Source organism: Arenibacterium halophilum (assembly GCF_005938225.1).
GTDB lineage: Bacteria > Pseudomonadota > Alphaproteobacteria > Rhodobacterales > Rhodobacteraceae > Arenibacterium > Arenibacterium halophilum.
In genome coordinates, this window is the sequence record NZ_VCPC01000001.1 from 1,049,804 (window position 1) to 1,073,957 (window position 24,154).

Annotated in this window: 21 protein-coding genes; 13 read left to right on the forward strand and 8 right to left on the reverse strand. The window is 64.6% G+C overall.

Annotation, left to right across the window (positions count from 1 at the left end):
- Positions 1-139 precede the first annotated feature (139 nt).
- From dctP to FGK64_RS05045, 3 genes are all read left to right on the forward strand, one after another.
- Positions 140-1,114: a TRAP transporter substrate-binding protein DctP gene (gene dctP / locus FGK64_RS05035; RefSeq protein WP_171053976.1), complete on the forward strand. Its 975-nt coding sequence runs from the start codon at positions 140-142 to the stop codon at positions 1,112-1,114.
- A 93-nt stretch (positions 1,115-1,207) separates the two neighbouring features.
- Positions 1,208-1,699 (forward strand): TRAP transporter small permease, encoded by a 492-nt coding sequence (locus FGK64_RS05040; protein WP_138862674.1) that lies wholly within the window; start codon positions 1,208-1,210, stop codon positions 1,697-1,699.
- A complete protein-coding gene (locus FGK64_RS05045) occupies positions 1,699-3,009 on the forward strand; it encodes a TRAP transporter large permease (protein ID WP_138862675.1) in 1,311 nt (436 codons plus the stop codon). Before FGK64_RS05040 ends, FGK64_RS05045 begins: the two co-directional genes overlap by 1 nt.
- A gap of 101 nt (positions 3,010-3,110) precedes the next feature.
- On the opposite strand, the gene FGK64_RS05050 is transcribed toward FGK64_RS05045, so the two are convergent.
- Positions 3,111-4,133 (reverse strand): AraC family transcriptional regulator, encoded by a 1,023-nt coding sequence (locus FGK64_RS05050; RefSeq protein ID WP_171053977.1) that lies wholly within the window; start codon positions 4,131-4,133, stop codon positions 3,111-3,113.
- A 213-nt stretch (positions 4,134-4,346) separates the two neighbouring features.
- Between FGK64_RS05050 and FGK64_RS05055 the strand changes: the two genes are divergently transcribed.
- From FGK64_RS05055 to FGK64_RS05070, 4 genes are all read left to right on the forward strand, one after another.
- Positions 4,347-5,195, forward strand: a complete 849-nt coding sequence (locus tag FGK64_RS05055) for a cysteine hydrolase family protein (RefSeq protein ID WP_246057675.1) — start codon at positions 4,347-4,349, stop codon at positions 5,193-5,195.
- A 175-nt stretch (positions 5,196-5,370) separates the two neighbouring features.
- The gene (locus tag FGK64_RS05060; RefSeq protein WP_138862677.1) at positions 5,371-5,859 is read left to right on the forward strand and encodes a YHS domain-containing (seleno)protein; all 489 of its coding nucleotides are present in this window, start codon (positions 5,371-5,373) and stop codon (positions 5,857-5,859) included.
- A gap of 114 nt (positions 5,860-5,973) precedes the next feature.
- Complete coding sequence (locus FGK64_RS05065) at positions 5,974-6,930, forward strand: TAXI family TRAP transporter solute-binding subunit (RefSeq protein ID WP_138862678.1); 957 nt, start codon at positions 5,974-5,976, stop codon at positions 6,928-6,930.
- An 85-nt stretch (positions 6,931-7,015) separates the two neighbouring features.
- Complete coding sequence (locus FGK64_RS05070) at positions 7,016-8,782, forward strand: TRAP transporter permease (protein WP_210236539.1); 1,767 nt, start codon at positions 7,016-7,018, stop codon at positions 8,780-8,782.
- A gap of 4 nt (positions 8,783-8,786) precedes the next feature.
- On the opposite strand, the gene FGK64_RS05075 is transcribed toward FGK64_RS05070, so the two are convergent.
- The 3 genes from FGK64_RS05075 to FGK64_RS05085 form a co-directional block, all read right to left on the reverse strand.
- A complete protein-coding gene (locus tag FGK64_RS05075; RefSeq protein WP_138862679.1) occupies positions 8,787-10,055 on the reverse strand; it encodes an ABC transporter permease in 1,269 nt (422 codons plus the stop codon).
- Positions 10,052-10,858, reverse strand: a complete 807-nt coding sequence (locus tag FGK64_RS05080; RefSeq protein WP_138862680.1) for a taurine ABC transporter ATP-binding protein — start codon at positions 10,856-10,858, stop codon at positions 10,052-10,054. The genes FGK64_RS05075 and FGK64_RS05080 overlap by 4 nt, the downstream gene beginning before the upstream one ends.
- Before the next feature lie 79 nt (positions 10,859-10,937).
- A complete protein-coding gene (locus FGK64_RS05085; protein ID WP_425456596.1) occupies positions 10,938-11,939 on the reverse strand; it encodes a taurine ABC transporter substrate-binding protein in 1,002 nt (333 codons plus the stop codon).
- Between the two features lie 442 nt (positions 11,940-12,381).
- Here FGK64_RS05085 and FGK64_RS05090 point away from each other — a divergent pair, with 442 nt between their 5' ends.
- The 4 genes from FGK64_RS05090 (at position 12,382) to xsc (ending at position 17,808) form a co-directional block, all read left to right on the forward strand.
- The gene (locus tag FGK64_RS05090) at positions 12,382-13,773 is read left to right on the forward strand and encodes an aminotransferase family protein (RefSeq protein ID WP_138862682.1); all 1,392 of its coding nucleotides are present in this window, start codon (positions 12,382-12,384) and stop codon (positions 13,771-13,773) included.
- Positions 13,774-13,830: 57 nt separating this feature from the next.
- On the forward strand, positions 13,831-14,418 hold the full coding sequence (locus FGK64_RS05095; RefSeq protein ID WP_138862683.1) for a GNAT family N-acetyltransferase: 588 nt from the start codon (positions 13,831-13,833) through the stop codon (positions 14,416-14,418).
- A 48-nt stretch (positions 14,419-14,466) separates the two neighbouring features.
- The gene (gene pdxR, locus FGK64_RS05100) at positions 14,467-15,933 is read left to right on the forward strand and encodes a MocR-like pyridoxine biosynthesis transcription factor PdxR (RefSeq protein ID WP_138862684.1); all 1,467 of its coding nucleotides are present in this window, start codon (positions 14,467-14,469) and stop codon (positions 15,931-15,933) included.
- 99 nt (positions 15,934-16,032) lie between these two features.
- Positions 16,033-17,808, forward strand: coding sequence for a sulfoacetaldehyde acetyltransferase (gene xsc / locus FGK64_RS05105; RefSeq protein ID WP_138862685.1), 1,776 nt, complete (start codon positions 16,033-16,035; stop codon positions 17,806-17,808).
- Between the two features lie 140 nt (positions 17,809-17,948).
- Here the strand turns inward: xsc and FGK64_RS05110 are convergent, their stop codons facing one another.
- Both FGK64_RS05110 and dapA read right to left on the reverse strand, forming a co-directional pair.
- On the reverse strand, positions 17,949-18,278 hold the full coding sequence (locus tag FGK64_RS05110) for a hypothetical protein (RefSeq protein ID WP_138862686.1): 330 nt from the start codon (positions 18,276-18,278) through the stop codon (positions 17,949-17,951).
- Between the two features lie 188 nt (positions 18,279-18,466).
- A complete protein-coding gene (gene dapA / locus FGK64_RS05115) occupies positions 18,467-19,342 on the reverse strand; it encodes a 4-hydroxy-tetrahydrodipicolinate synthase (protein ID WP_138862687.1) in 876 nt (291 codons plus the stop codon).
- A 140-nt stretch (positions 19,343-19,482) separates the two neighbouring features.
- On the opposite strand from dapA, the gene FGK64_RS05120 reads away from it, so the two are divergent.
- On the forward strand, positions 19,483-21,465 hold the full coding sequence (locus FGK64_RS05120; RefSeq protein WP_138862688.1) for a lytic transglycosylase domain-containing protein: 1,983 nt from the start codon (positions 19,483-19,485) through the stop codon (positions 21,463-21,465).
- Here the strand turns inward: FGK64_RS05120 and FGK64_RS05125 are convergent.
- Both FGK64_RS05125 and mnmC2 read right to left on the reverse strand, forming a co-directional pair.
- Positions 21,462-22,382, reverse strand: coding sequence for a DMT family transporter (locus FGK64_RS05125; protein ID WP_138862689.1), 921 nt, complete (start codon positions 22,380-22,382; stop codon positions 21,462-21,464). The two genes, FGK64_RS05120 and FGK64_RS05125, sit on opposite strands and share 4 nt — an antisense overlap.
- Positions 22,379-23,050, reverse strand: coding sequence for a tRNA (5-methylaminomethyl-2-thiouridine)(34)-methyltransferase MnmC2 (gene mnmC2 / locus FGK64_RS05130; protein WP_138862690.1), 672 nt, complete (start codon positions 23,048-23,050; stop codon positions 22,379-22,381). Before mnmC2 ends, FGK64_RS05125 begins: the two co-directional genes overlap by 4 nt.
- 60 nt (positions 23,051-23,110) lie before the next feature.
- Between mnmC2 and FGK64_RS05135 the strand changes: the two genes are divergently transcribed.
- Positions 23,111-24,151 carry an NAD(P)/FAD-dependent oxidoreductase gene (locus tag FGK64_RS05135; RefSeq protein ID WP_138862691.1) on the forward strand — a complete coding sequence of 347 codons (1,041 nt, stop codon included), beginning with the start codon at positions 23,111-23,113 and terminating at the stop codon, positions 24,149-24,151.
- Positions 24,152-24,154: the final 3 nt, after the last annotated feature.

Genomic DNA, 24,154 nt, shown 5'->3' on the forward strand with positions numbered 1-24,154 from the left:
ACCTCGCGCATGGCATTTCTGCGGTTTGCTGTCGTGTATAGTCTCACCACGCAATCAGGCCAGCCAGAGCCGGCGTCCGGACGATACCGGCGCCGGTCGTGCAGCGGGCCGGATGCTTGAACAAGGGGAGGAGACTACAATGAAATTCACCGGTATTCTTGCGGCGGCCGCTCTGGCCGTGTCGCTATCGCCCGACGCGGGCAAGGCAACGGATCTGCGGTTGCTGGCCAGCTGGGATTCCAGCTTTCCGCCCGTCGGCAAGGTTCTGACGGCCTTCACCGATCACCTCGAGAGCAACGTCGAGAGCCTGAGCATCAAGACGATGGGGCCGGAAACGATCCCGCCGTTTGAACAGCTGGACCCCGTTCAGCGCGGCCTGTTCGACATGCTGTTCACGCATGGATCCTATCATTACAACGATCTGAGTGTGGGCATGGCGCTGGACACGCTCAAGGGCTCTGTCGCCGACCTGCGCGATGCCGAGATCATTTCCTTTGTCGATGCCCAGTACCAGGAAATCGGCATGAAGGTCGTGGCCGTTCTGGCCGACCCGCGCGGCTACCAGGTCGTTCTGAAGGACGAGCTGACAGGTGACGGGCTGGCAGGGCGCAAGATTCGTGGCACCCCCAGCTATCACGCGGCTCTGGAAAAACTTGGCGCGTCGCCAGTCGTTCTGCCCGGCGGCGAGATCTATCCCGCGCTGGAGCGCGGAACGATTGATGGGGCAGCCTGGCCGATCATCGGCGCGCTGTCCTTCCGGTGGTTCGAAGTCGCCGATTACCTCATGCGCCCGTCCTTCGGCCAGTCGAACTATCTGGTTCTGATGAACCTGGACAAGTGGAACGGTCTGGACGACGCGACACGCCAGCAGATCGAGGCAGCGGCTCAGGAATTCGAGCAGATGGCCGTCGATCAGTTCACCGAGATCGTCGAAAGCGAAGAGGCCCAGCTGATCGAGAACGGCATGCAGGAAACCCAACTGACCGAAGAGCAGGCCGCGGACCTTCAGACCGGATGGTTCATCGGCCAGATGAACCTTGCGGCCACGGTCAACCCCGACAAGATCTCGAAAATGCGCGAATTGGCGAAAGAGGCCGGTCTGTCGTACGAGTAAGACCCGACACTCCGTCCGGGACGCCGCCATCTCTTCGATGGCGGCGTTTCTTAAAGATGCCTCTCAGACCTGCCATTCAAAAGGATAACCGCCGTGCTGATCACGACATTGGACCGGATTTTCCGTCTGGCATTCGCGCTTGGCGCGATTGCCCTGACAGCCATCGTCGCCTGCTACGCCTGCGAGGTGGTGATGCGTTATTTCTTTAATGCGCCGACGCGCTGGGCCAGTGACACGGTGTCATTCCTTCTGCTGGCATCCGTCTTTCTCGTTGCGCCCTGGCTGACAAGGGAAAACGGCCATGTTGCCGTAACCCTGCTGCCCGACCTCTTGCCAGAGAAATGGGCGCGCCTTGCGATCCGGCTTGGGTTCGCGGCGGGCGCCATCGTCTGCATCGGCGGGGGCGTCATTGCGATCGCCGAAGCCGCATCGCTTTTCCGGCGTGGAACGATGACCTATTCGGCAATTCCCTTTCCGAAATGGATACTCACGTCAGTGATCGCCTTTGGTCTGGTTGGCTGTGGGCTGGCGTTTATCGGCCTGACCGTTTCACCGCCCTCACCGCAGCAGGAGCCCCGGACATGATGCCTGAAGGGATACCCGCACTGGTCGCGGGGGTTGGTCTGCTGCTGGCCTTTCTATCGACCGGTATGCCCGTCTTTGTCGGTTTTTTCCTGATAAACCTGTTGACCGTTGTCCTGTTCATCGGGCCTGCGGGATACGGAATGTTCGTGAACTCGCTTTACGAAACCACGACCACGCAGTCACTGGCGACCATTCCGCTGTTCATCCTGATGGGAGAGATCCTGTTTCGCAGCAACTCGGTCGAGATGCTCTTTCGTTCGATCGACACGCTGATCGGACGCGTGAAGGGGCGGCAATACGTTCTGGGAATCGCGCTCGCCACGGTGTTCAGCACGCTTTCGGGCGCCGCCATGGGCGTAGCGGCGATGCTGGGGCGTTCGCTTCTGCCCGGCATGATTTCGCGCGGATACAACCCGCGACTCTCGGCTGGCGTCATTCTTGCCGGGGCGTGCCTTGCCCCGCTGATCCCGCCCAGCATTCTGACGATTATCGTCGGCACGCTTGCAGGTGTGTCGATCGCGGGCCTGCTGATCGCGGGCATCATTCCCGGCCTCGTCTTCGCCGCGCTGTTCCTGGTCTATGTCTTTGTCCGTATCTGGCTGAACCCTGCAATGGCCCCTGCCGCGCCGGACGTCATGCCCAAGGTCACCGCCCGGGATGCCCTTATCGCGGTGGTTCGCATCATTCCCTTCACGATCATCATCCTTATGGTTCTTGGCTTCATCCTGTTGGGCATCGCCACGCCGACAGAAGCGGCTGCCATGGGGGTTATCGGGTCGCTGGTCACGGCGGCGATCTATCGTGGACTAAGTTTCAACATGATCAGAGAGGCCACGGTGTCGGCGGCCAAGGTGTCGGGCATGATCCTGATCATCATGGCGACCTCGAAACTTTTCAGTCAGCTTCTCGCGCTCAGCGGTGGTGCGGCTGCGCTGACCGAATGGCTGGTCGGGCTGGAGCTGGGGTATTTCCTGATGCTCTTCATCCTGATGCTGCTGCCTTTCGTTCTGTGCATGTTCGTCGACCAGATCGCGCTGATGCTGATCGTGATCCCGATCTACATTCCGATCGTTGCCGCGCAGGGCTATGATCCGATCTGGTTCTGGTTGCTGTTCCTCATCAACGTGACGATCGGAGGCCTGACGCCGCCCTTAGGCTATGTGCTCTTTGCTCTCAAAAGCACATGGCCCGAGGGAACGCTTGCCGATGTCTACGCGGCCGCTTGGCCCTTTGTTCTGCTGTTCGTCCTGGGCACCACATTGCTTGCGCTGTTTCCCTGGCTCACACTGGTGCTGCCGTCGGTGCTCTGACCCGATCAGGGCCCGCCGCATCCAGAAGCGGCCACGAACTGGGTTGAGATTGCCAAGCAGCGTGAGTGATTGCTTGGCGCGCGGTCTCCAGCGGTTTCTGGCTATATAGCCGCCGCTGGGGACAAGATGCTTTGGCGGTAGGCGCGGGGCGTGATGCCTTCGTCGCGTTTGAAGGCGCGGGTAAAGGCGCTTTGCTCGGAAAAGCCGGTGAGAAAGGCGATTTCCGATAGCGAATAATCCGATTGGCGCAGCAGCTTGCGGGCCAGCTGGCGCCGCGCTTCGGTCACCAGATCCTGATATGTCGTGCCACCATCCGACAGCCGTCGTTGCAGCGTGCGGGTGCCCATGCCCATCCGGCTGGCAACTTCGGCCAATTGCGGCACGCCACCGCTCAGCAGACCGGCCACCTCGTCCACAACCTGCGCGGCCAGCTTGTCAGGGGCGGTCTCTGCCGGGGGAAGCAGGGTATCAAGGTGATCCGAGAAAAAGCGCCAGAACCCCATGTCGCCCGCAGGATTGGGGCGATCGACGTCCTCAAGCGCAAACTGCATCCCGTCCATCGCCTCGCCATAGACCGGCTCGATCCCGAAATGCCGCACCAGCGCAGTGGTGTCGCCAATGGGCTGATGCGCGAATTGCAGGCGCACCGGAGTCAGCTGGGGCCCGGCAGCTTCGCGACACAGTGTCAGGAAGGTGGCCAGCGCCGCTTCGTTCGACAGGTGATTGCCAAGGCGCTGCGGTTCCGGGCGGCGGTGCGTCCAGCAATAGACATGGCCCTTGTCCTCGACCGCGAAGGCCGAGGTCTTGTTGTACAGCCGCGCATAGCGATGCATCCGCTGGAATCCGTGGCGTAACGTGGGCGCGGATTTGATCGCCAGCCCGACCGCACCGAATTCCTCGCAACGCATTCCCGCACAGACCCGCATGTGAAACCCAAGGCTGGGCCATTCGCTTTTGGCGATGGTTTCCAGCAGCGAAAAGTAATCGGCGGTAGAGACACCCGCATCGGGGGCCTGCGCGCTGTCTGCCGTCAGCCCGACCGAAGCGTACAGTGCCGCCTTGTCAGGCAGATTCACCGCCTCGTTCACATGCTTGCGCACGAATATCGCCGATATCTCCGGCACCTGCGCCCCCCGCAACAGTGATCCCAAACCCCGCGCCACCCGGGGACGGGCGCAAGTTTTCCCGCTTTGTCACGCTGCGTCAAGTTTCTGACATGCCCGGTCAAGACCGGCGCGGCCCCGTCATCCTATCCAGTCCCTGTTCGATACACCGCGCGGCCAGCGTACCGGCCAGACCCCGGCGCCCCCAACCGCGCACATGACAGGAGACAGATCATGGATTTCAAGAAACGCACCGCCCACTTTGGCGTAACCGTCGCCGCCGCCTGCCTCGGCGCGGGGCTGATGGTGTCGACAGGCGCAATCATCACCGGTCTGGGGACCGGCCCTGCCCTGGCGCAGGACACCGCCCGCGCCGCGACGGCCACCCAGCCCCCGGTCAACGATGGCCTGCCGATGCCGGGCTTTGACATCACCGCCGGGAATACCGCGCTGGTCATCACCGACCCGCAGAACGATTTCCTGTCGCCCGAGGGCGTGACATGGGGCGTGGTCGGCCAAAGCATCACCGCCAATGGCACGGTCGAAAATATCGACGCCTTGTTTGCCGCCGCCGAAGCCACCGACATGCCGGTCTTCATCTCGCCGCATTACTACTACGAACACGATCACAAGTGGCACTTCGAGGGCACGTTGGAAACGCTGATGCACCAGTTGGGCATGTTCGACCGCCCCGACGCGCTGACCCTGACTGGGTTCGAAGGCTCGGGTGCCGACTGGCTTGAACAATACAAGCCCTACATCGACAACGGCAAAACCGTCGTGACCAGCCCGCACAAGGTATACGGCCCGGAAAGCAATGACCTTGTGTTGCAACTGCGCAAGGCCGGGATCGACAAGGTGATCCTTGGCGGCATGTCCTCGAACCTCTGCACTGAATCGCACATGCGCGCACTGGTCGAAGCCGGCTTCGAGGTGCTGGTCGTGACCGATGCCACCGCCGGGGCGATCACGCCGTTCTATGATGGCTATGCCGCCTCGCTGACCAACTTCCGCATGATCGCCAGCGCGGTCGACAATACCGCCAACACCGTGGCCGCGATCCGCGACGCCCACGCGATGTAAGCCTTTGCGGCGGGCGCCTGCCTGATCCCCCATGCCCGCCGCCCCGGCGCCTGCCCTGCCCATTCTGGCAGGCGCCATTCCTGCCCGGCCTCGTGGCCGCCACCTCCCCATGGGGTCGGGCACCCTTTTCCCTCCCTTCCCGCAGATCGCGGGACAACCCTGAAAGGACAGTCCCATGTCACGGAAAACCACCTTCAACCTTGCCTTCGCCTTTGCCATCGCCTGCGCCATGGCCGCCCCGGCCTTTGCCGAGGACGAGGTCAACGTATCGAACGGGCTGACGCTTGATGGCGCGCCGCTGGCGCTGCACGGGTTCGACCCGGTCGCGCTGGCCACGCTGAACACCGTCGCCCATGGCTCGGCCACCCATGCCGTGTTGCACGACGGCGTATCCTATTACTTTGCCTCGGAGATCAGCGCCGAAACCTTCAAGGCCGACCCGGCGCGCTACCTGCCGCAATACGGCGGCTTTTGCGCCTTTGCCGTGGCCCTGGGCAAGAAGCTGGACGGCGATCCGCGCTTTGCCGACATCATGGACGGCAAGCTGTACCTGTTCGTCAATCAGGCCGTGTACGAAAAATACAAGGCCGACCGCGAAGGCACGATCACCAAGGCGGAAGAGATGTGGCCCACCATCGAACATGCCGCTGTCGGCAGCCTCTGATCGCGACCGCGCTGGCCTGCCCCGTGCAGGCCAGCGCCCTGTCCTCGTGTCACCGGGGCGTTGATTCTTTGCCGCCCCGCGTGTTTAGTCACCGCGACACACGGAGGAGTCACCATGTTCACCAAATCGCGCTTTGCCGCGGCCGCCCTGATGGCCGCCCTCGTGGCCCTGCCCGCCACCGCCGAAACCCGCGTCACCTATAAATCGGCCAAGGCCGGTACGTCCTACTACCAGATGGGCGTCCAGATCGCCGAGGCGATGAAGGCCGGGACCGACGGCAACATCATCGTCACGCTGGAAGAGGGCCAGGGCTCGGTCCAGAACGTGATGGAAGTGCGCGCGCGCGGCGGCGATTACGTCTTTACCACCCCGCCCGCGCTGGTCGGGCTGGCGCAGGCCGGCAAGGCCATGTTCGAAGGCAAGGGCGATCCGGCGTTCGACGAGATCCGCGCCTTGTTCCCGATTCCCTCGCTGACCATGCACTTCGTGATGTCGGCAGACAGCGGCGCTGAAAGTTTTGCCGATCTCGAAGGCAAGACGATCCTGCTGGGCAAAGGCAGCTTTGGCGCCACCGAAGGCGAGAAATACCTGGGCCTGTTCGGGCTGGATGGCAAGGTGACGCTGTCGGATGCCGAACTGTCGAACGCTGTCGCCGCGCTGAAGAACGGCCAGATCGACGGGTTCGTGACAGCCGGGTCGTGGCCCGCGCCCAACGTGATCGAGGCCGCCGCCTCGACCGACGTGAAGGTGCTGTCGCTGAGCGACGATCAGGTGGCCCAGACCAAGCGCACCCGCCTGACCATCCCGGCTGGCACCTATGCCGGGCAGGATAGCGACATCACAACCACCTCGTTGCCCGTCGTCGCCTATGCCACCACCAAGATGGACGATGACACCGCCTATCAGCTGACCAAGACCTTCTGGGAGCAAAAGGCGGAAATGACTGATTCCGCCCCTTGGTGGAAAGGCGTCGACACCGACCTGATCGGCACCATCGAGGGTAAAATCCACCCCGGTGCGATCCGCTATTACAAGGAAGCGGGCATTGCGCTGAGCGACGCGCAGATGTAACCGCGCGGCGACAGGCTTACCACGAATGACAGGGGCGCCGGTGATTGCCGGCGCCCCATCGCTTTTCAACAGGATGTTGACGATCATGCCCATGTTCCCCCGTGTCAGCTGGCTGGCCCTTGCCGCGCTTCTGGTGGTGTTCCACATCGGGCTGGTGTTCTACGGACTGGTGCCGAACCTGGTCAGCCGTCCGCTGCATCTTGCGCTGATCCTGCCTTGGGCCTTTGTCTTTGGCGCGACCGGCTGGCGGCTGGCCAGCGGCGTGGCGCTTGCGGCGCTTGGCGTGGCGGCTGCGGGTTGGGTCGCGTGGAATGCCGAGATGCTGGGCGACCAATACGGGTTCCTGGAATCGCCGTTTCAGATCGGCGTGGCCTTTGTGCTGCTGGGCACGGTGATCGAGGCCGCGCGCCGCGCCATCGGCTGGCCGCTGCCGCTGGTGGCCGCGCTGTCGCTGCTCTATGCCTTTTTCGGCCAGCATATTCCGGGCGAATTCGGCCACTCCGGCGTGCCGATCCGGTCGTTCTTGGGCACGATGACGATTGCCGAAGGCGGCATCTGGGGCAGCCTGACCGCCGTGTCGGTCGGGATCGTGTCGATCTTCGTGATCCTTGGCGCGGTGCTGAACGCGGGCGAAGCGGGCCAAGGCTTCATGAACGTCGCCGCTGCCGCCGCCGGGCGGCTGAAAGGAGGCGCGGCCAAGGTCTCGGTCATTTCCTCGGCGCTGTTCGGCTCGATTTCCGGCTCGGCCAGCGCCAACGTTGCCTCGACCGGGGCAATCACCCTGCCCGCGATGACGAAGCTGGGCTACCCCCGCCGTGTCGCCGGCGCGGTCGAGGCGGTGGCCAGTTCAGGCGGGCAGATCATGCCGCCGCTCATGGGCGCCGGGGCCTTCGTGATGGTGGAACTGACCGGCGTGCCCTACACGCAGATCATGGTCGCCGCGATCCTGCCTGCGATCCTGTATTTCTGGGCCGTCTGGGCCGGGATCGACGCGCTGTCGACGCGCTATGATCTGCGCGGCATCGCGCCCGAGGATCGCCCCGCCAAGCGTGACGTGATCGTGACATCGGCCTTCTTCCTTGTGCCTTTCGCCATCCTGCTGATCGCGATGTTCGCCCTTGGCTACACGCCGCAATATGCCGCCTGCCTTGCGATCCTCGCTGCCGCGCTGCTGCTGCTGACCGACGGGAAATTCCGGCTGAACCTGCCGCAGACGGCCGCGCGGGTGGAACAGGCGCTGCTGGCCTCGGCCCAGCAGGTGTCAATGATCGCCGCGATCATCTTCTGCGCGTCCATCGTGATCGGCGTGCTTGGTGTCACGGGGCTTGGGGTCAAGATCACCTCGGTGATCCTCTCGGCCTCGGGCGGGATGCTGGCGGCCTCCTTGCTGTTGACGGCGCTGGCCTGCCTGATCCTGGGGATGGAGGTGCCGACCACCGCCGCCTATGTGATCTGCGTGTCGGTCGCGGGGCCCGCCCTGATGAAACTGGGGCTCGACCCGCTGCAAACCCACCTGTTCGTGTTCTGGTATGCGCTGCTGTCAACGATCACGCCGCCCGTCTGTGGCGCGGTGTTCATCGCGGCCGGTATGGTGGGGGAGAACTGGCTGAAGGTTGCGGGAACGGCAATGGCTTTGGGGTTGGGTCTGTACCTGATCCCCGTGGGGATGATCACCTGGCCCGCCCTGATCGCGCTGGGCGATCACCCGATGGCGGCGCTGCTGGCCTTTGTCGCGATGGCGCTGGCGCTGGCTGCGCTGTCGGCGGCGCTGCTGTCGCGGCGGTGGCTGCCCTTGCGGTTGGCCGCCGGGGGTGCAGGTCTGGCGCTGCTGTTCGCGCCAGTGCTGTTCTAGACGGTCAGCCCTTGCCCTTCCAAGGCACCAGCACCCGTTCCGCCCAGCGCATCAGCATGTCGATGCCAAAGCCGATGATGCCGATCAGGATGATTCCCATGATCACGATGTCGGTGTTCTGAAACTTGGATGCGACCATGATCATCATGCCCGCCCCCTTCTCGGCGGCGACCAGTTCGGCGGCAACAACGGTGCCCCAGCACACGCCCATCGCCACCCGCGCGCCGGTAAAGATATCGGGCAGCGAATTCGGGATGATGACGTGGCGCATGATCTGCCACTTGCTGGCGCCCAGCGAATAGGCCGCGTGCACCTTGGAAATCTTCACCCCCGACACGCCGGAGCGCGCGGCAATCGCCATGATCCACAGCGCGGCAAGGAACAGCAGGATGATCTTGCCCAGTTCTCCGATGCCGGCCCAGATGATAACCAGCGGGATCAGTGCCAACGGCGGCACCGGTCGCATGAATTCCACGATGGGGTCGAACCAGCCCCGGAACCAGTCGCTCAGCCCCATAGCATAGCCCAGCGGGATCCCGACCAGCGCGCCGAACAGGAACCCCACGATCACGCGGAACAGCGAATAGCCAAGGTGTTCCCAGAGCGTTGATCCGCGAAAGCCCTCGCTCGCAATCTCGACCACGCGGGCGGCCACCGCCTCTGGCGCGGGCAGCCAGATCGGTTCCATCTGCCAGCCCTTGTTGGGGGTAAAGGTCAGCGTGCCTTTCGGGCTCATCCCGACGCGGCCGCCATCGGTGATGACCTCGCCGCCGGGGGCCAGCTTGCGGCCGTTGACCTCGATCACCTCGGCGCCGTCGTCGCGACCGATCTCATCGTTGCGATCCACCCGGATCAGCCCCGAGCGCCAGACGCCGATGGCGGCGCTGTCGTTCTTCGCCCAGCCCTCGCCCGCGTCGACCTCGGGCGCCGCGGCCTCTTCCTCGATGGGATGCACCAGCACGGTCACGGTGGCGCTGTCGCGCTGGCCGTCGGGCGTGGCGACGGTGTAATCGAAGGTCGTCACCCCCTCGAACGGGCCCGGCATGTGCAGAAAGCGCGGCAGCAGCGACGACCCGGTGAACATGCCCCACAGCACGAACAGCGCCACGACCGACACGACCGAGGCGATGCGGTTCGGGGTGACCGCGCTTTCATCGCCGAAGGTCACCGTCTTGCGCGAGGTATAATCGCCCCGCGCCGACGCCCGCCCCATGACGGACACCACGGCAAAGGCCACCATGAAGATGGCGACGTAAATCAGCAGAGGGATCATTGCGCGGCCTCCGTGCGGCCCATGATTTCCTCTTCCATGTCCCAGATCATGCCGAGTATCTCTTCGCGCCGTTTCGCGAAGTCGGGGTGTTTCTTGACCTCGCGCAGATCCTGCCCCACGCCCAACTCGGCGAATGGCAGGCGGTATTCGGTGTGGATGCGGCCCGGTCGCGGCGCCATCACAAGCAGCCGTTCGCCCAGCAACAGCGCCTCTTCCACCGAATGGGTGATCAGGATGATCGTCTTGCCGGTTTCCTTCCACAGCTTCAGCACAAGGCTTTGCATCTTCTCGCGGGTCAGCGCATCCAGCGCGCCCAGCGGTTCGTCCATCAGGATCACATCAGGGTCATTGGCAAGGCAGCGGGCCAGGGCCACACGCTGCTGCATCCCGCCCGACAGTTCGTACACCGCCTTGTCCTTGAACGCGCCCAGCCCGACCACGTCCAGCAGGTGATCGACGGTGCGGGCCTTGTCGATCTTTGGCATGCCCTTCATCGAAGGGCCAAATCCCACGTTGTCGCGCACGCTCATCCATTCAAACAGCGCACCCTGCTGGAACACCATGCCGCGTTCGGCGCTGGGGCCCTTCACCTCTTTGCCGTTCAGGGTAATGCGCCCCTCGGTCGGGGCCAGAAACCCCGCGACGATGTTCAAAAGCGTGGTCTTGCCACAGCCCGATGGGCCAAGGACCGACAGCAATTCGCCCGCCTTCAGATCAAGCGAGACGTTCTGAAGCGCCTGTACCGACGACCCGTTCGGCAGGTCGAACCGCATCGAAAGATTGTCGATCGTCAAACCCGACATATGGGACTGCTCCGCCTGTTGTTTTTGAAAGTCGCGGCTGAGTCATGGCCGGGCACGGAAAGCGCCCGGCCGGAGGCGTTTACATGCCCTGCGCGCTGGTCAGCGGGCCTGTGTTGACAGCGTTTTCATAGCTGTCCTTGGCCGCGTCGATGCTGCCTGCCTCGACGAACACATCGGCCACGCCCTTCATGAAGTCCTGCGCGCCGCCGCCCAGCCACTTGGCGCCAAGCTGGTCGTCAACCGTCGGGAAGATGAAGGTTTCGATCGTTTCCATCGTCGCCGTTTCATCCATGCCGGAATCCTTGGCGATCACCGGCAGCATTTCGGCGTGGTTCGCCTCGTCTGCCCACATCGCGTTGGCATCGGCGGTCACCTTCAGGAACTTGGCGACGAGATCGCTGTTTTCCGCAACCCACTCGGCGGGCCCCGAGGTCACGTCGAACACGAGGATCCCCAGCTCTTCCTTCTCGGCCCCGGTCAGCAGCACGTTACCGTGTTCCTTCATGCGGCGCAGCGCTCCACCCCAGCCGCAGGCCATGTCGACCGCGCCCTGCGCAATCGCCGCCGCGCCATCGGGCGGCGCCATGTCGACGATGTCGAGGCTGGCCAGATCGACACCGAAATGGCTCATCTGCTTCAGGAACCCGTAGTGCGCGGCAGTGCCCAACGGCACGGCGACCTTCTTGCCCGCCAGTTCGTCTGCGCTGGTCTTGTCGATTTCCAGACCGCTTGCCACCACGCAGTTGTCGTTGTCGGCATAGCTGACCGCAACGTCGAGAACCTGCAGATCCTGCCCCGCGCTGGCTGCCACCACGAAGGGCGGAACCCCCTGGCTGACGCTCAGCTGCACGTCACCGCTGGCCATGGCCGCGCTCATCGCGGTGCCGGTGTCGAAGCTGACCCAGTTCACCTTGACGCCCATTTCCTCGTCATAGGTGCCCTGCACCTTGGCGTATTGGAACGGCATCGGCCATTCGAGGAAATAGCCCACGGTAATTTCATCGGACTGCGCCAGCAGCGGGGCGCCGGCGCCCATGGCGGCCAGCCCGGCCATTGCGGCAATAACTTTGGTCTTGATCATCATCGTCTCCCTGTTGCGCCGCAATTTGCGGCGTTAGGCCTGTTGCGCCACCCGTCGGGGCGGCTGAAATGGTCGGGCGGTGTTCCGCCTCTTTCGGCCAAGCGGGCGGTGGCGCGTCCTGCGCAATCCACCCCGGCCTTGGCCCCGATCCGATCCGAAAAGCGGCATCCGATCAATGATTTTTCTGTGTCTTTCCATGCCTGTGTCAGAAAAAACGGCAGAAACAAGCGAATTTCAAACTCATTTTATCTAACAAATTCAGAACGGTAAGAGTTCGATTGCGTGCCCTAAGCAAGTAGCTCCCGGCATACTGGACCTATGCCAACCCACCATCTGGCCCTATAATGCGCCGCAATTTCACGCTCATGTCCAATGAACCCGCGACGCAGCGCCACCGCTCTGCCCCGCGCCCGTTTTCCAATGTTACGAAAGGTGCTGCCCCATGGAAGGCATGTTCAGCGATAATGATCTGTCCCACGTCGTCGAGGCCGACAAAGCGCATGTCTGGCACCACCTTAGCCAGCACAAACCCTATGAAACCAGCGACCCGCGCATCATCGTCGAAGGCAAGGGGATGCGCGTATGGGATCAGAACGGCAAGGAATTCCTTGATTCCGTGTCCGGCGGTGTGTGGACGGTGAACGTGGGCTATGGCCGCGAAAGCATTGCCAACGCGGTGCGCGACCAGCTGCTGAAACTGAACTATTTCGCTGGCTCCGCCGGGTCGATCCCCGGCTCGCTCTTCGCGGAAAAGCTGATTTCCAAGATGCCGGGCCTCAGCCGCGTCTATTACCTGAACACCGGGTCCGAGGCGAACGAGAAGGCGTTCAAGATGGTGCGCCAGATCGCGCACAAGAAATACGGCGGCAAGAAGCACAAGATCCTGTACCGCGACCGCGACTATCACGGCACCACCATCACCTGCCTCTCGGCGGGCGGGCAGGACGAACGCAACGTGCAATACGGGCCCTTCACGCCGGGGTTCGTGCGCGTGCCGCATTGCCTTGAATATCGCAAGCACGAACAAGACGGCGCGCCCGAGGCCAACTATGGTGAATGGGCCGCCGAGCAGATCGAACAGGTGATCCTGCGCGAAGGCCCCGATACCGTGGGCGCGCTGTGCCTTGAACCCGTGACCGCAGGCGGCGGCGTGATCGTCCCGCCGGAAGGCTATTGGCAGAAGGTGCAGGACATCTGCGACCGCTACGACATCCTGCTGCACATCGACGAAGTCGTCTGCGGCGTCGGGCGCACGGGCACATGGTTCGGCTATCAGCACTATGGGCTGAAGCCTGACATGGTGACGATGGCCAAGGGCGTCGCCTCGGGCTATGCGGCGATTGCCTGCCTTGTCACCACAGAAGAGGTGTTCAACCACTTCAAGGACGATCCAACCGACAAGCTGAACCATTTCCGCGATATTTCCACCTTCGGCGGCTGCACCTCGGGGCCCGTCGCCGCGCTGGAAAACATGCGCATCATCGAAGACGAGAACCTCCTGGCCAATACCGACGCAATGGGCGCGCGGATGATGGACAACCTGCACACGCTGATGGACAAGCACCGCGTGATCGGCGACGTGCGCGGCAAGGGATTGTTCTGCGGTGTCGAACTGGTCAGCGACCGCACCACCAAAGACGTGGTGACCGAGGCGCACGTGGCAGCCGTGGTCGCCGAATGCGGCGCGCGCGGCGTGATTATCGGCGCGTCCAACCGCTCGGTCCCCGGCAAGAACAACTGCCTGTGCTTCTCGCCCGCGCTGATTTCGACCGCCGACGACATCGACCAGATCACAGATGCCGTCGATGGCGCGCTGACCAAGGTCTTCGGCTGATTTCCCGCCGGCCCGTCGCGGCCGGCGCCCCCTTCCCGACCAAGAAAGGAGCCCGCCATGTGGGCCCAACCCGTTACGCTGTCCGGCACCCATGCCGCGCTTGTGCCGCTGTCCCAGGAACACGCGGCCGGTCTGGCTCAGGCCAGCGCCGATGGCGACCTGTCGTCGTTGTGGTACACGCCGGTGCCCGATGCCGCCGAGATGGAGGCAGAGATCGACCGCCGCCTTGGCCTGCTGGAAAAGGGCACGATGGTGCCCTTCACGGTGATGGCCCCCGACGGGCGGCCCGTGGGCATGACCACCTACATGAACATCGACCACGTCAACCAGCGCGTCGAAATCGGCAGCACATGGTACGCGAAATCGGTGCAGCGCAGCGGGGTGAACACCGAGTGCAAACGGATGCTGCTGGGCCATGCCTTTGACACGCTGGGTGCCATCGCTGTGGAATTCCGCACCCATTTCCTGAACCGCCAAAGCCGCGCCGCGATCGAACGGCTGGGCGCCCGGCTGGACGGTATCCTGCGGTCGCACATGGTGATGCCCAACGGCACCCTGCGCGACACCGCCGTCTATTCCATCACCGCAGCCGACTGGCCCGCGATCCGCGCCGGGCTGAATTGGACCCTGTCGCGCCCGCGTTAGAGGTAAGTCCAGATTGCGCCCCGCTTAGGGCCAGCCTATCAAGGGCGCATGGCAATTTCGGTCGAAACCCTTTTCCTTGCCGATGACGCGCAGGGCACCTTGCAGGCGCGCATCCAGCAGATGATCGCGCAGGGCATCCTGTCGGGGCGGTTTCATCGCGGGGAAAAGCTGCCGTCGTCGCGCAAGCTGGCCGCGCATCTGAACGTCAGCCGCATCACCGTGACGCTGGCCTATACCGAATTGCTCGCGAACGATTACCTGACGTCGCGCGGGCGGTCGGGCTATTTCGTGTCCGACAACGCGCCGGTCCCGCCCAGCTATACCCCCCAGCCCACTGGAGAGGATCGTGTGGATTGGTCGCGCGCCATGGTGCGGCAGTTTTCCGGCGGCGACACCCCGCGCAAGCCCGCCGATTGGCAGCGGTTCCGCTATCCCTTCATCTATGGGCAGGCCGACCCGACGCTGTTCGACCACGCGAACTGGCGGCTGTGCGCGATGCGCGCGCTGGGGGCCAAGGATTTCGGCCCGATGACCTCGGATGTGTTCGACCAGGATGACCCGCTTCTGGTGGAATTCATCGCGCGCCACACCCTGCCCCGGCGCGGCATCGCGGCAAGGCCATCGGAAATTCTGATCACACTTGGCGCGCAGAACGCCCTGTGGCTGACCGCCCAGATCGTGCTGAACCAGAAACGCAGCGTGGCGATCGAAGACCCGTGCTATCACTCGCTGCGCGACCTGCTGGCCCATGTGCGTTGCCCGATCACGCCGATCCGCGTGGATGCCGATGGTCTGCCGCCCGAGGCGATTCCGCCGCAGACCGACGTGATCTTCTGCACCCCCAGCCACCAGTCGCCCACGACGGCCACCATGCCACGCGCGCGGCGGCAGGAACTGCTGGACCGTGCCCGCGCACTGAACGCGCTGATCGTTGAAGACGACTATGAATTCGAACTCTCGTTCCTTGGCGCGCCCTCGCCCGCGCTGAAGTCGATGGATAGCGAGGGCCGCGTGATCTATGTCGGGTCGTTTTCCAAATCGCTGTTTCCGGGGCTGCGGCTGGGCTATCTGGTCGGGTCCGAGCCGTTCATCCGCGAGGCCCGGGCCCTGCGCGCCTCGGTTCTGCGCCACCCGCCGGGGCAGATGCAGCGCACGGCGGCCTATTTCCTGTCGCTTGGCCATTACGACGCGCAGATCCGGCGCACGTCGAAGGCGCTGCACAGCCGCCGCCGCGCACTGGAAGAATCGATTATGCGCCACGGGCTGACGGTCGCGGGCTGGGGCGCCTATGGCGGGTCGTCCCTTTGGATGCAGGCGCCTGCGGGCACCGACACCACGCGACTGGCCGAGCAGTTGCGCCCGCAGGGCGTGCTGATCGAACCCGGTGCGCCCTTCTTTGCCGGAACCCAGCGACCGCAGAACCTGTACCGGCTTGGCTATTCCTCGATCCCGGAATCGCGCATAGATCGCGGGGTGGCGATGATCGCCGACGCCATCGCCGCCGGCTGGACATAAGGCGCAGCCTCAACTGGCCCTAACCGCGCACCCGCACCCTGCGTAGCATCCGCGCCTGACCGCCCGCGCGCGCGACCATCACATACAGAGGTTCCCCCGATGAAAATGACAACAGAAGAAGCCTTCGTGAAAGTGCTGCAACGGCACGGGATCGAACATGCCTTCGGCATCATCGGGTCGGCCTTCATGCCGATTTCCGATCTGTTCCCCAAGGCGGGTATCACCTTCTGGGACTGCGCGCACGAAGGCTCGGGCGGGATGATGGCCGATGGCTATACCCGCGCAAGCGGCAAGATGAGCATGATGATCGCCCAGAACGGCCCCGGCATCACCAACTTCGTCACCGCCGTGAAAACCGCCTATTGGAACCACACGCCGCTGTTGCTGGTCACGCCTCAGGCCGCGAACAAGACGCTGGGCCAGGGCGGGTTTCAGGAGGTCGAGCAGATGGCGCTGTTCAAGGATATGGTCGCCTATCAGGAAGAGGTGCGCGACCCCTCCCGCATCGCCGAGGTGCTGAACCGCGTGATCCTTCAGGCCCGCCGCGCCAGCGCCCCCGCGCAGATCAACGTGCCGCGCGATTACTGGACGCAGGTGATCGACATCGCCCTGCCCGAGGTGGTCGAGTTCGAACGCCCCGCCGGGGGCGATGCCGCGCTGACCGCCGCCGCCGCGATGCTGAGCGAGGCCAGGAACCCCGTGATCCTGAACGGCGCGGGCGTGGTGCTGTCGGGCGCAATCCCGGCCTCGATGGCGCTGGCAGAGCGCCTTGGCGCGCCGGTCTGCGTCGGCTATCAGCACAACGATGCCTTCCCCGGCTCGCACCCGCTGTTCGCCGGGCCGCTGGGCTATAACGGGTCGAAGGCGGGGATGGAACTGATCCAGAACGCCGACGTGGTGCTGTGCCTTGGCACCCGGCTGAACCCGTTTTCCACCCTGCCCGGCTATGGCATCGACTATTGGCCCGCCGAGGCGAAGATCATCCAGGTCGACATCAACCCCGACCGCATCGGCCTGACCAAGAAGGTCAGCGTCGGCATCGTGGGCGACGCGAAACATGTGGCGCAATCGCTGCTGGACCGGCTGTCGGACACCGCAGGCGACGAGGGCCGCGCCGAGCGCGAAGCGAAGATTGCCCAGACCAAATCCGCCTGGGCGCAGCAACTCGCCTCGATGGATCACGAAGACGACGATCCGGGCACCTCGTGGAACGAACGCGCCCGCGCCGACAAACCCGACTGGATGAGCCCGCGCATGGCATGGCGCGCGATTCAGTCGGCCCTGCCAAAAGAGGCGATCATTTCCTCGGACATCGGCAACAACTGTGCCATCGGCAACGCCTATCCCAGCTTTGAAGAGGGCCGCAAATATCTGGCGCCCGGCCTGTTCGGCCCCTGCGGCTATGGCCTGCCCGCGATCATCGGCGCCAAAATCGGCTGCCCCGATGTGCCGGTCGTGGGCTTTGCGGGCGATGGCGCATTCGGCATCGCGGTGACCGAGCTGACCGCAATCAGCCGCCCGGAATGGCCCGCGATCACGCAGATCGTGTTCCGCAATTACCAGTGGGGCGCGGAAAAGCGCAATTCGACCCTGTGGTACGACGACAACTTCGTCGGCACCGAACTGGGGACCGAGGTGTCATACGCCGGAATCGCACAGGCCTGCGGGCTGAAAGGCGTGCAGGCCCGCACCATGGACGAGCTGACAGCGGCGCTGCACCAAGCCATCAAGGACCAGATGGAAAACGGCATCACCACGCTGATCGAGGCGCTGATCAACCAGGAACTTGGCGAACCCTTCCGCCGCGACGCGATGAAGAAACCCGTCGCCGTCGCCGGGATCGACCCGGCCGACATGCGGCCTCAGCAGGTGTAAAGGAACCGGGCCGCCTTCGGGCGGCCCTTTTTGGATGAAGTAGAACGCCGGGCGACTGGCATCAGGCCGCAATCCAGTGCCAATGTTTCTTGACCCGGATTGGCGCCCTATCTGAATTTGCCGTGCTCATCCGGCCAGGTCTATATCGTCTTGTCAGCCAGAATTGCCTCGACCACCGCCGATGCACGTTCCCGAGTGGTGGGCGTTGGGGTCAGCCCCATGGAATGCGTTTCGATATGAACGAGATAATCGACCACTTCTGCGCTTGGTTCGCCCCGGCGCAGCGCCGAGGCTGCCGCAATCAGATAGTTATCGTACTCATCGGCGAAAGGCAGATTGTCCTCTTCGTCCCACGTTCCCGCTGAATGTCCTTCAGGGGTCAACAAAAGGCCGATAGGATCCCAAAGAGCCCATCCAATATCTCGGAGCTTGGACAGCTTGATCCTTGGTGGTGGCGTGAGTCCTAGCATGGGCTGCCTGTGCCGCGTCTACACCGGCTACCTTACACCGCAAGCAAATCGAAACAGGCATTGCTGGAAGCGGGGTACGCACTTCGAGCCGGTCAGGGGCTCAGCATTCTTCAGATACCTTGAGTGACCAGCAGCCATCCACGCGTCGTTCAAAAAGAACCGGGCCGCCAGTGGCGGCCCGTCCGATCCTAAAGCTCGATGCCCGCGTGGGCCATGGCGGCGTCGATGGCGGCCTTGGTGCTGTCTTCCAGCCCGGTGAGGGGCGAGCGGACCTCTTCCGAGCAGAGGCCCAGACGCGACAGGCCGTATTTCGCGCCCACCAGACCCGGCTCGATAAAGATCGCCTCGTGCAGGGGCATCAGCCGGTCCTGATATTCCAGCGCCAGCTTGTAATCGCCGGCCAGCGTGGCGGCCTGGAATTCGGCGCAGAGTTTCGGCGCCACGTTCGCGGTGACGGAAATGCAGCCCACCCCGCCATGGGCGTTGAAGCCAAGCGCGGTGGCATCTTCGCCCGACAGCTGGACGAACTCCTTGCCGCAGCTGGCACGCTGCTGGCTCACGCGCTCCAGCTTGCCGGTGGCGTCCTTCACCCCGATGATTCGCGGCAGTTTCGCCAGTTGCCCCATCGTCGCCGGGGTCATGTCGATGACGCTGCGCGGCGGGATGTTGTAAATGATGATCGGCAGGTCACAGCAATCATGCACGGCCGTGAAATGCGCGATCAGCCCGCGCTGGGTCGGCTTGTTGTAGTAGGGCGTCACCACCAGCGCCGCCGACGCGCCGACCTTCTTGGCGAAAGTCATGAAGCGGATCGATTCGTCGGTGTTGTTCGAACCGGCCCCGGCAATCACCGGCAGGCGGCCCGCTGCGGCGCGCACGACCTCTTCCACCACCAGTTCATGTTCCTCGTGGCTGAGCGTCGGGCTTTCGCCGGTGGTGCCCACGGGCACCAGCCCGGTCGAGCCTTCCTTGACATGCCATTCCACCAGGTGTTTGAGCGCGTCCAGGTCCACCTTGCCGTTATTGAACGGGGTGACGAGGGCTGGCATGGAGCCGGTAAACATTGGGGCGCTCTCCCTTGGTTGCATGGGCGGACGGTTTCGACCGCCCAGTGATGTGCCACTGGCACGAAAGTGAATTGATCCCGGCCGTATGGGCCGTATCGTCAAAGCCTCTAGCCTTCTATGAAAGGGAAATGCAAGTGATGTCATCCGTTCGCCCGCTGCTGTTGCTGCTTGTTGCACTGGCGCTTGGGTCCGGCCCTGCGCCCGGCCATGCCTCGGACGCGCTGGCGCGGGGGATGGACCTGATGCGCAAGGCCGAATGGAGCGCCGCGCGCGAGACCGCCGGGCGCGATGGCGCCGTCGCGGCGGATGTCATCGAATGGCACCGCCTGCGCGCCGGGCAAGGCACGGCGGCCGAGGTTAACGCCTTCCTGGCCCGCCGCCCCGACTGGCCGGGCCTCGACTGGTTGCGCCGCAAGAGTGAACCCGCCATTGCCGCCGCTGGCCGCGACGTGGTGCTGGCGTTTTTTGCAGGCGAGCCACCGCAAACGCCCGAGGGCGTGCTGGCCCATGCCAACGCCCTGATTGCCGCCGGTCAGAAAGGCGACGGAGAGGCCGCGCTGGTGATGGCATGGCGCACAATGGCGATGGGGGCGGCCACTCAGGCGGCCTACCTTGCCGGGCATGGCGCGCTGTTGAAACCGCACCACGCCGCCCGGCTGGACCGTCTGCTGTGGGACAGCCACATGGAAAGCAGCGGCCGGATGCTGCCCTTGGTCAGCGACGGCGAGCGTGCCCTGGGCGAAGCGCGGATTGCGTTGCACGAACAGCAGGCCGGGGTGGATGGCAAGATCGCTGCCGTGCCCGCCGCGTTGCAGGATTCGCCCGGGCTGGCGTATGACCGGTTTGTCTGGCGCGACCGCAAGGGCCGCGACGACGACGCGATTACCCTGCTGCTGGAGCGCAGCAAAAGCGCCAAGATGCTGGGCGAACCCGCCGCCTGGGCGACCCGGCGCCTGAACCTTGCCCGCAGCCTGATGCGCAAGGGCGACGCGCGGCGCGCCTATCTGGTGGCCTCGATGCATTTCACCACGCCCGAGGCCGGATATGTGCACGCCGATCTGGAATGGCTGTCGGGCTTTATCGCGATGCGGATGCTCGACAATCCCGCCGCCGCCGTCGATCACTTCCGCCGGTTCGATGCCGCTGTCGATACGCCGATTTCCAAGGGCCGTGCCGGGTATTGGCTGGGCCGCGCGCACGAGGCGCTGGGGCAAAAGGAAAAGGCCGCGCAGGCCTATGCCATCGGCGCGAAGTTCCAGACCTCGTTCTATGGCCTGCTGGCGGCCGAACGCGCCGGTCTGCCCTTTGACAGCAGCCTGCAGGAACCGCCCGCCACCGCGCCTTGGCGCGATGCGGCCTTCACCAAATCTTCGGTGCTTCAGGCCGGGCTGATGATGCTGGCGGCAGACGAACCTGACCTTGGCGAACGGTTCCTGACGCATCTGGTGGAATCGCTGGATGAACAGGCGGCGCTGCAACTGGGGCAGATGGCGCTGGATCTGGATCGCCCGCATCTGGCGGTGATGATTGCCAAGCGCGCCGCCCGGGCGGCGCAGGTGCTGTATGGCGCCTATTACCCCGTGCATCCCGTGGGCCGGATGGATCTGCCCATGGCGCCCGAAATGACGCTGGCGATTGCCCGTCGCGAAAGCGAATTCGACCCCAAGGTGGTCAGCGGTGCAGGCGCGCGCGGGCTGATGCAGGTGATGCCCGCCACGGCCAAGGCGGTTGCCGGGCAGCTTGGGATTCTCTCGTCCCATGACACCGGGCGACTGACCTCGGAGTGGCGCTATAACGCCAAGCTGGGCACCAACTACCTGGCCAAACTGGCCGGAGAGCTGGGCGGCAACGTGGTGATGATGTCGGCCGGGTACAACGCCGGGCCAAGCCGCCCGTTGCGCTGGATGGCCGAGCGGGGCGATCCGCGCAGCACCACGCCGAAGGGCGATGACGAGATCGTCGACTGGATCGAGATGATCCCCTTTAACGAAACCCGCAACTACGTGATGCGCGTGACAGAGAGCCTGCCCGTCTATCGCGCGCGGCTGGGGAAAGACCCGCTGCCGATCCCCTTCTCGGCCGAGCTGACCGGGGCGACGCTGATCGGCTATGCGCCCTAGGCGTCTGGTTCCAGATCCTTCTGGCGTTCGCGCCAGAGGGTGAACAGCCCCGCCGCCACGATCACCACCGCTCCGATGGCAACATTGGTGCGCAGGGTCTCGCCGAACACGGCCATTCCAAGCGCGGATGCAAAGACCAGCTGGAAATAGGCAAAGGGCTGCACGGCGCTGGCCTCGGCCACCTCGTAGCAGCGGATCAGCAACCAGTGGCCCGATGCCCCGGTCAGGCACAGCAGCGCCATCCAAAGCTGGTCGCCCGGGGCCATAGGTTCCCAGAACCACGCGCCCACGGCGGTCATGCCGATGGCGCCGGTGACGCCTGTCCAGAAAAAGCTGGTGGCCGTGCGGTCGCGCCGCCCGGCATAGCGCGTCAGCAGCCCGTAAACAGCGAACATCACCGCCGAGACCAGCGGAATGATCGCCATCGGGTCGAACACGCCATATCCGGGTTCAAGGATGATGATCACGCCGATGAACCCGATGGCGATGGCCGTCCAGCGCCGCCAGCCGACCTTTTCGCCCAGGATCGGCCCCGACAGCGCCGCCACCATCAGAGGATAACAGGCAAAGACCGCGTGGCTTTCGACCAGTCCAAGAATGGTGAACCCCAGCACCGCCACGCAGATTTCCGCTGCCAGCAGGAAGCCCCGGAAAATCTGGATGCCCGGCTGCGACGTGCGCGCCGCCGCCCGCAGCCCGCCGGCCTTGCGCGCGGCCACGGCCATCACGAAGGCGGCAAAGAACCAATAGCGGATCATCACCACCATGTAGACGTTGTATTCCCCCGCAAGATGGCGCGAGATGCCATCCTGCAGAGCAAAGACCACGGTGACCGCCAGCATCAGAGCGATGCCAAGGGGGATGTTGTTGCTTTGGGGGGCCGGGGCGGCAGCGGCGGCAGCGGGCGCGATCTTCATGAAAGGGTGGCCTTGGTCATATGTCTCTTGCGCCCATATCCCGGCGTCCGTTCCACTGTAAAGCCCGCATCGGCAAGGCCACGGCGCACGAAACCGGCGGCGGTATAAGTGGCCGCCGAACCGCCTTGCGCGGTGTGGCGCGCGACCTCGGCCATCAGCTCGGGCTGCCAGAGTTCGGGGTTCTTCGCGGGCGAGAACCCGTCAAGGAACCACGCGTCGGCGCGGCCCTTCCACGCGGGCAAGGTTTCGCGCGCATCGCCGATGATGACAGTCAGCGTGACGCCTGGAAACGGCGCCCAGGTGCCACCCTCGGGTGACCAGACGGCCAGCAAGCCAGGCGCCAGATCGCCCAACTCGGGGAAGGCCGCAAGCGCGCGGGCCATGTCTTCGGGCGTGATCGGAAAGCCCTCGAAGCTGGTGAAGTGCAGCGGCTGGGCCGCACCTTGGCGCTGCCAGGCCTCGACACAGGTCAGGAAATTCAGGCCCGTGCCGAACCCCAGCTCGGCGACATGCAGCGGCCCGTCGAAGCGCGCAGTCAGATCGTTGCCCGCAAGGAACACATGACGCGTTTCAGCCAGCCCGTTTTCAAGGCTGAAATATGGGTCATCAAAGCGTGTCGAGACCGGCACATCGCCGTCGCGCCACTGAAGGGACTGCGGCTGGCGCATCGTTTTCGAACCCCGTATGTCTGCCCGTGAACCGCGCGACACTGGCGAAAGGGCCGAGGAATGACAAGATGCGATGTCACCGTTCTGGGGGCCGGGATCTTCGGCCTGTCGATCGCCTGGTCCTGCGTGGCACGTGGCGCGCGGGTGCGCGTGATCGACCCGCGCGGCCCCGGCGCGGGCGCCAGCGGCGGTGTGCTGGGCGCGCTGGCGCCGCATGTGCCGGAAAACTGGAACGACAAGAAGGCGTTCCAGTTTAACAGCCTGTTGCGGGCTGAAACCTTCTGGCCCGAAGTCGAAGCGATTGGCGGACTTGGCTCGGGCTATGGGCGGCTTGGCCGGTTGCAGCCGCTGGCCGATGACGCCGCCATATCGCTGGCCCGCGCGCGCGAGGCCACGGCACAAGAGCTGTGGCAGGGCAAGGCCACGTGGCGCGTGATCGACGCCGATACGGCCGGCCCCTGGGCGCCGCCCTCGCCCACCGGGTTGCTGGTGCATGACACGCTGACCGCGCGGGTGCATCCGCGCCGCGCCTGCCTTGCGCTGGCCGCCGCCCTGCGTGCGCGCGGGGTTGAGATTGTGGCGGATGCCCCGCCAGAGGGCGCCGTCGTACATGCCACCGGGGCCGCCGGTCTGGCCGAGCTGTCACGCGAGCTGGGCCGTAGTGTCGGCGCCCCCATCAAGGGCCAGGCGGCCGTTCTGGAATACAACGCGGGCACGGCCCCGCAGCTGTTCGCCGAGGCGCTGCACATCGTGCCACATGACGGCGGCACCGTGGCCATAGGCTCCACCAGCGAGCGTGACTTTGACGCCCCCGACACGACTGACTCGCAGCTTGAGGCGCTGATCGACAAGGGCCGCGCCCTGTGCCCTGCCCTGCGGAATGCCACGGTGCGGGAACGTTGGGCCGGTTTGCGCCCCCGCGCCCGCAGCCGGGCGCCGATGCTGGGGCCGCATCCCTTCCGCCCCGGCGCATTCATCGCCAACGGCGGCTTCAAGATCGGCTTTGGCATGGCCCCCGCGATTGCCGAGGTGATGGCCGACCTGATCCTGACCGGCACAGACGCGATCCCCGACAGCTTTCGCGTCGAGGCGTCGCTTTAGCCG

Bases quoted from the DNA above. Each gene is read 5' to 3' on its own strand.
- FGK64_RS05090 (WP_138862682.1), top strand. From the start codon at position 12,382: ATGGAAGGCATGTTCAGCGATAATGATCTGTCCCACGTCGTCGAGGCC.
- mnmC2 (WP_138862690.1), bottom strand. From the start codon at position 23,050: ATGCGCCAGCCGCAGTCCCTTCAGTGGCGCGACGGCGATGTGCCGGTC.
- pdxR (WP_138862684.1), top strand. From the start codon at position 14,467: ATGGCAATTTCGGTCGAAACCCTTTTCCTTGCCGATGACGCGCAGGGC.
- FGK64_RS05110 (WP_138862686.1), bottom strand. From the start codon at position 18,278: ATGCTAGGACTCACGCCACCACCAAGGATCAAGCTGTCCAAGCTCCGA.
- dapA (WP_138862687.1), bottom strand. From the start codon at position 19,342: ATGTTTACCGGCTCCATGCCAGCCCTCGTCACCCCGTTCAATAACGGC.
- FGK64_RS05070 (WP_210236539.1), top strand. From the start codon at position 7,016: ATGCCCATGTTCCCCCGTGTCAGCTGGCTGGCCCTTGCCGCGCTTCTG.
- FGK64_RS05120 (WP_138862688.1), top strand. From the start codon at position 19,483: ATGTCATCCGTTCGCCCGCTGCTGTTGCTGCTTGTTGCACTGGCGCTT.
- FGK64_RS05085 (WP_425456596.1), bottom strand. From the start codon at position 11,939: ATGATCAAGACCAAAGTTATTGCCGCAATGGCCGGGCTGGCCGCCATG.
- xsc (WP_138862685.1), top strand. From the start codon at position 16,033: ATGAAAATGACAACAGAAGAAGCCTTCGTGAAAGTGCTGCAACGGCAC.
- FGK64_RS05080 (WP_138862680.1), bottom strand. From the start codon at position 10,858: ATGTCGGGTTTGACGATCGACAATCTTTCGATGCGGTTCGACCTGCCG.
- dctP (WP_171053976.1), top strand. From the start codon at position 140: ATGAAATTCACCGGTATTCTTGCGGCGGCCGCTCTGGCCGTGTCGCTA.
- FGK64_RS05055 (WP_246057675.1), top strand. From the start codon at position 4,347: ATGGATTTCAAGAAACGCACCGCCCACTTTGGCGTAACCGTCGCCGCC.
- FGK64_RS05075 (WP_138862679.1), bottom strand. From the start codon at position 10,055: ATGATCCCTCTGCTGATTTACGTCGCCATCTTCATGGTGGCCTTTGCC.
- FGK64_RS05135 (WP_138862691.1), top strand. From the start codon at position 23,111: ATGACAAGATGCGATGTCACCGTTCTGGGGGCCGGGATCTTCGGCCTG.
- FGK64_RS05125 (WP_138862689.1), bottom strand. From the start codon at position 22,382: ATGAAGATCGCGCCCGCTGCCGCCGCTGCCGCCCCGGCCCCCCAAAGC.
- FGK64_RS05060 (WP_138862677.1), top strand. From the start codon at position 5,371: ATGTCACGGAAAACCACCTTCAACCTTGCCTTCGCCTTTGCCATCGCC.
- FGK64_RS05065 (WP_138862678.1), top strand. From the start codon at position 5,974: ATGTTCACCAAATCGCGCTTTGCCGCGGCCGCCCTGATGGCCGCCCTC.
- FGK64_RS05095 (WP_138862683.1), top strand. From the start codon at position 13,831: ATGTGGGCCCAACCCGTTACGCTGTCCGGCACCCATGCCGCGCTTGTG.
- FGK64_RS05045 (WP_138862675.1), top strand. From the start codon at position 1,699: ATGCCTGAAGGGATACCCGCACTGGTCGCGGGGGTTGGTCTGCTGCTG.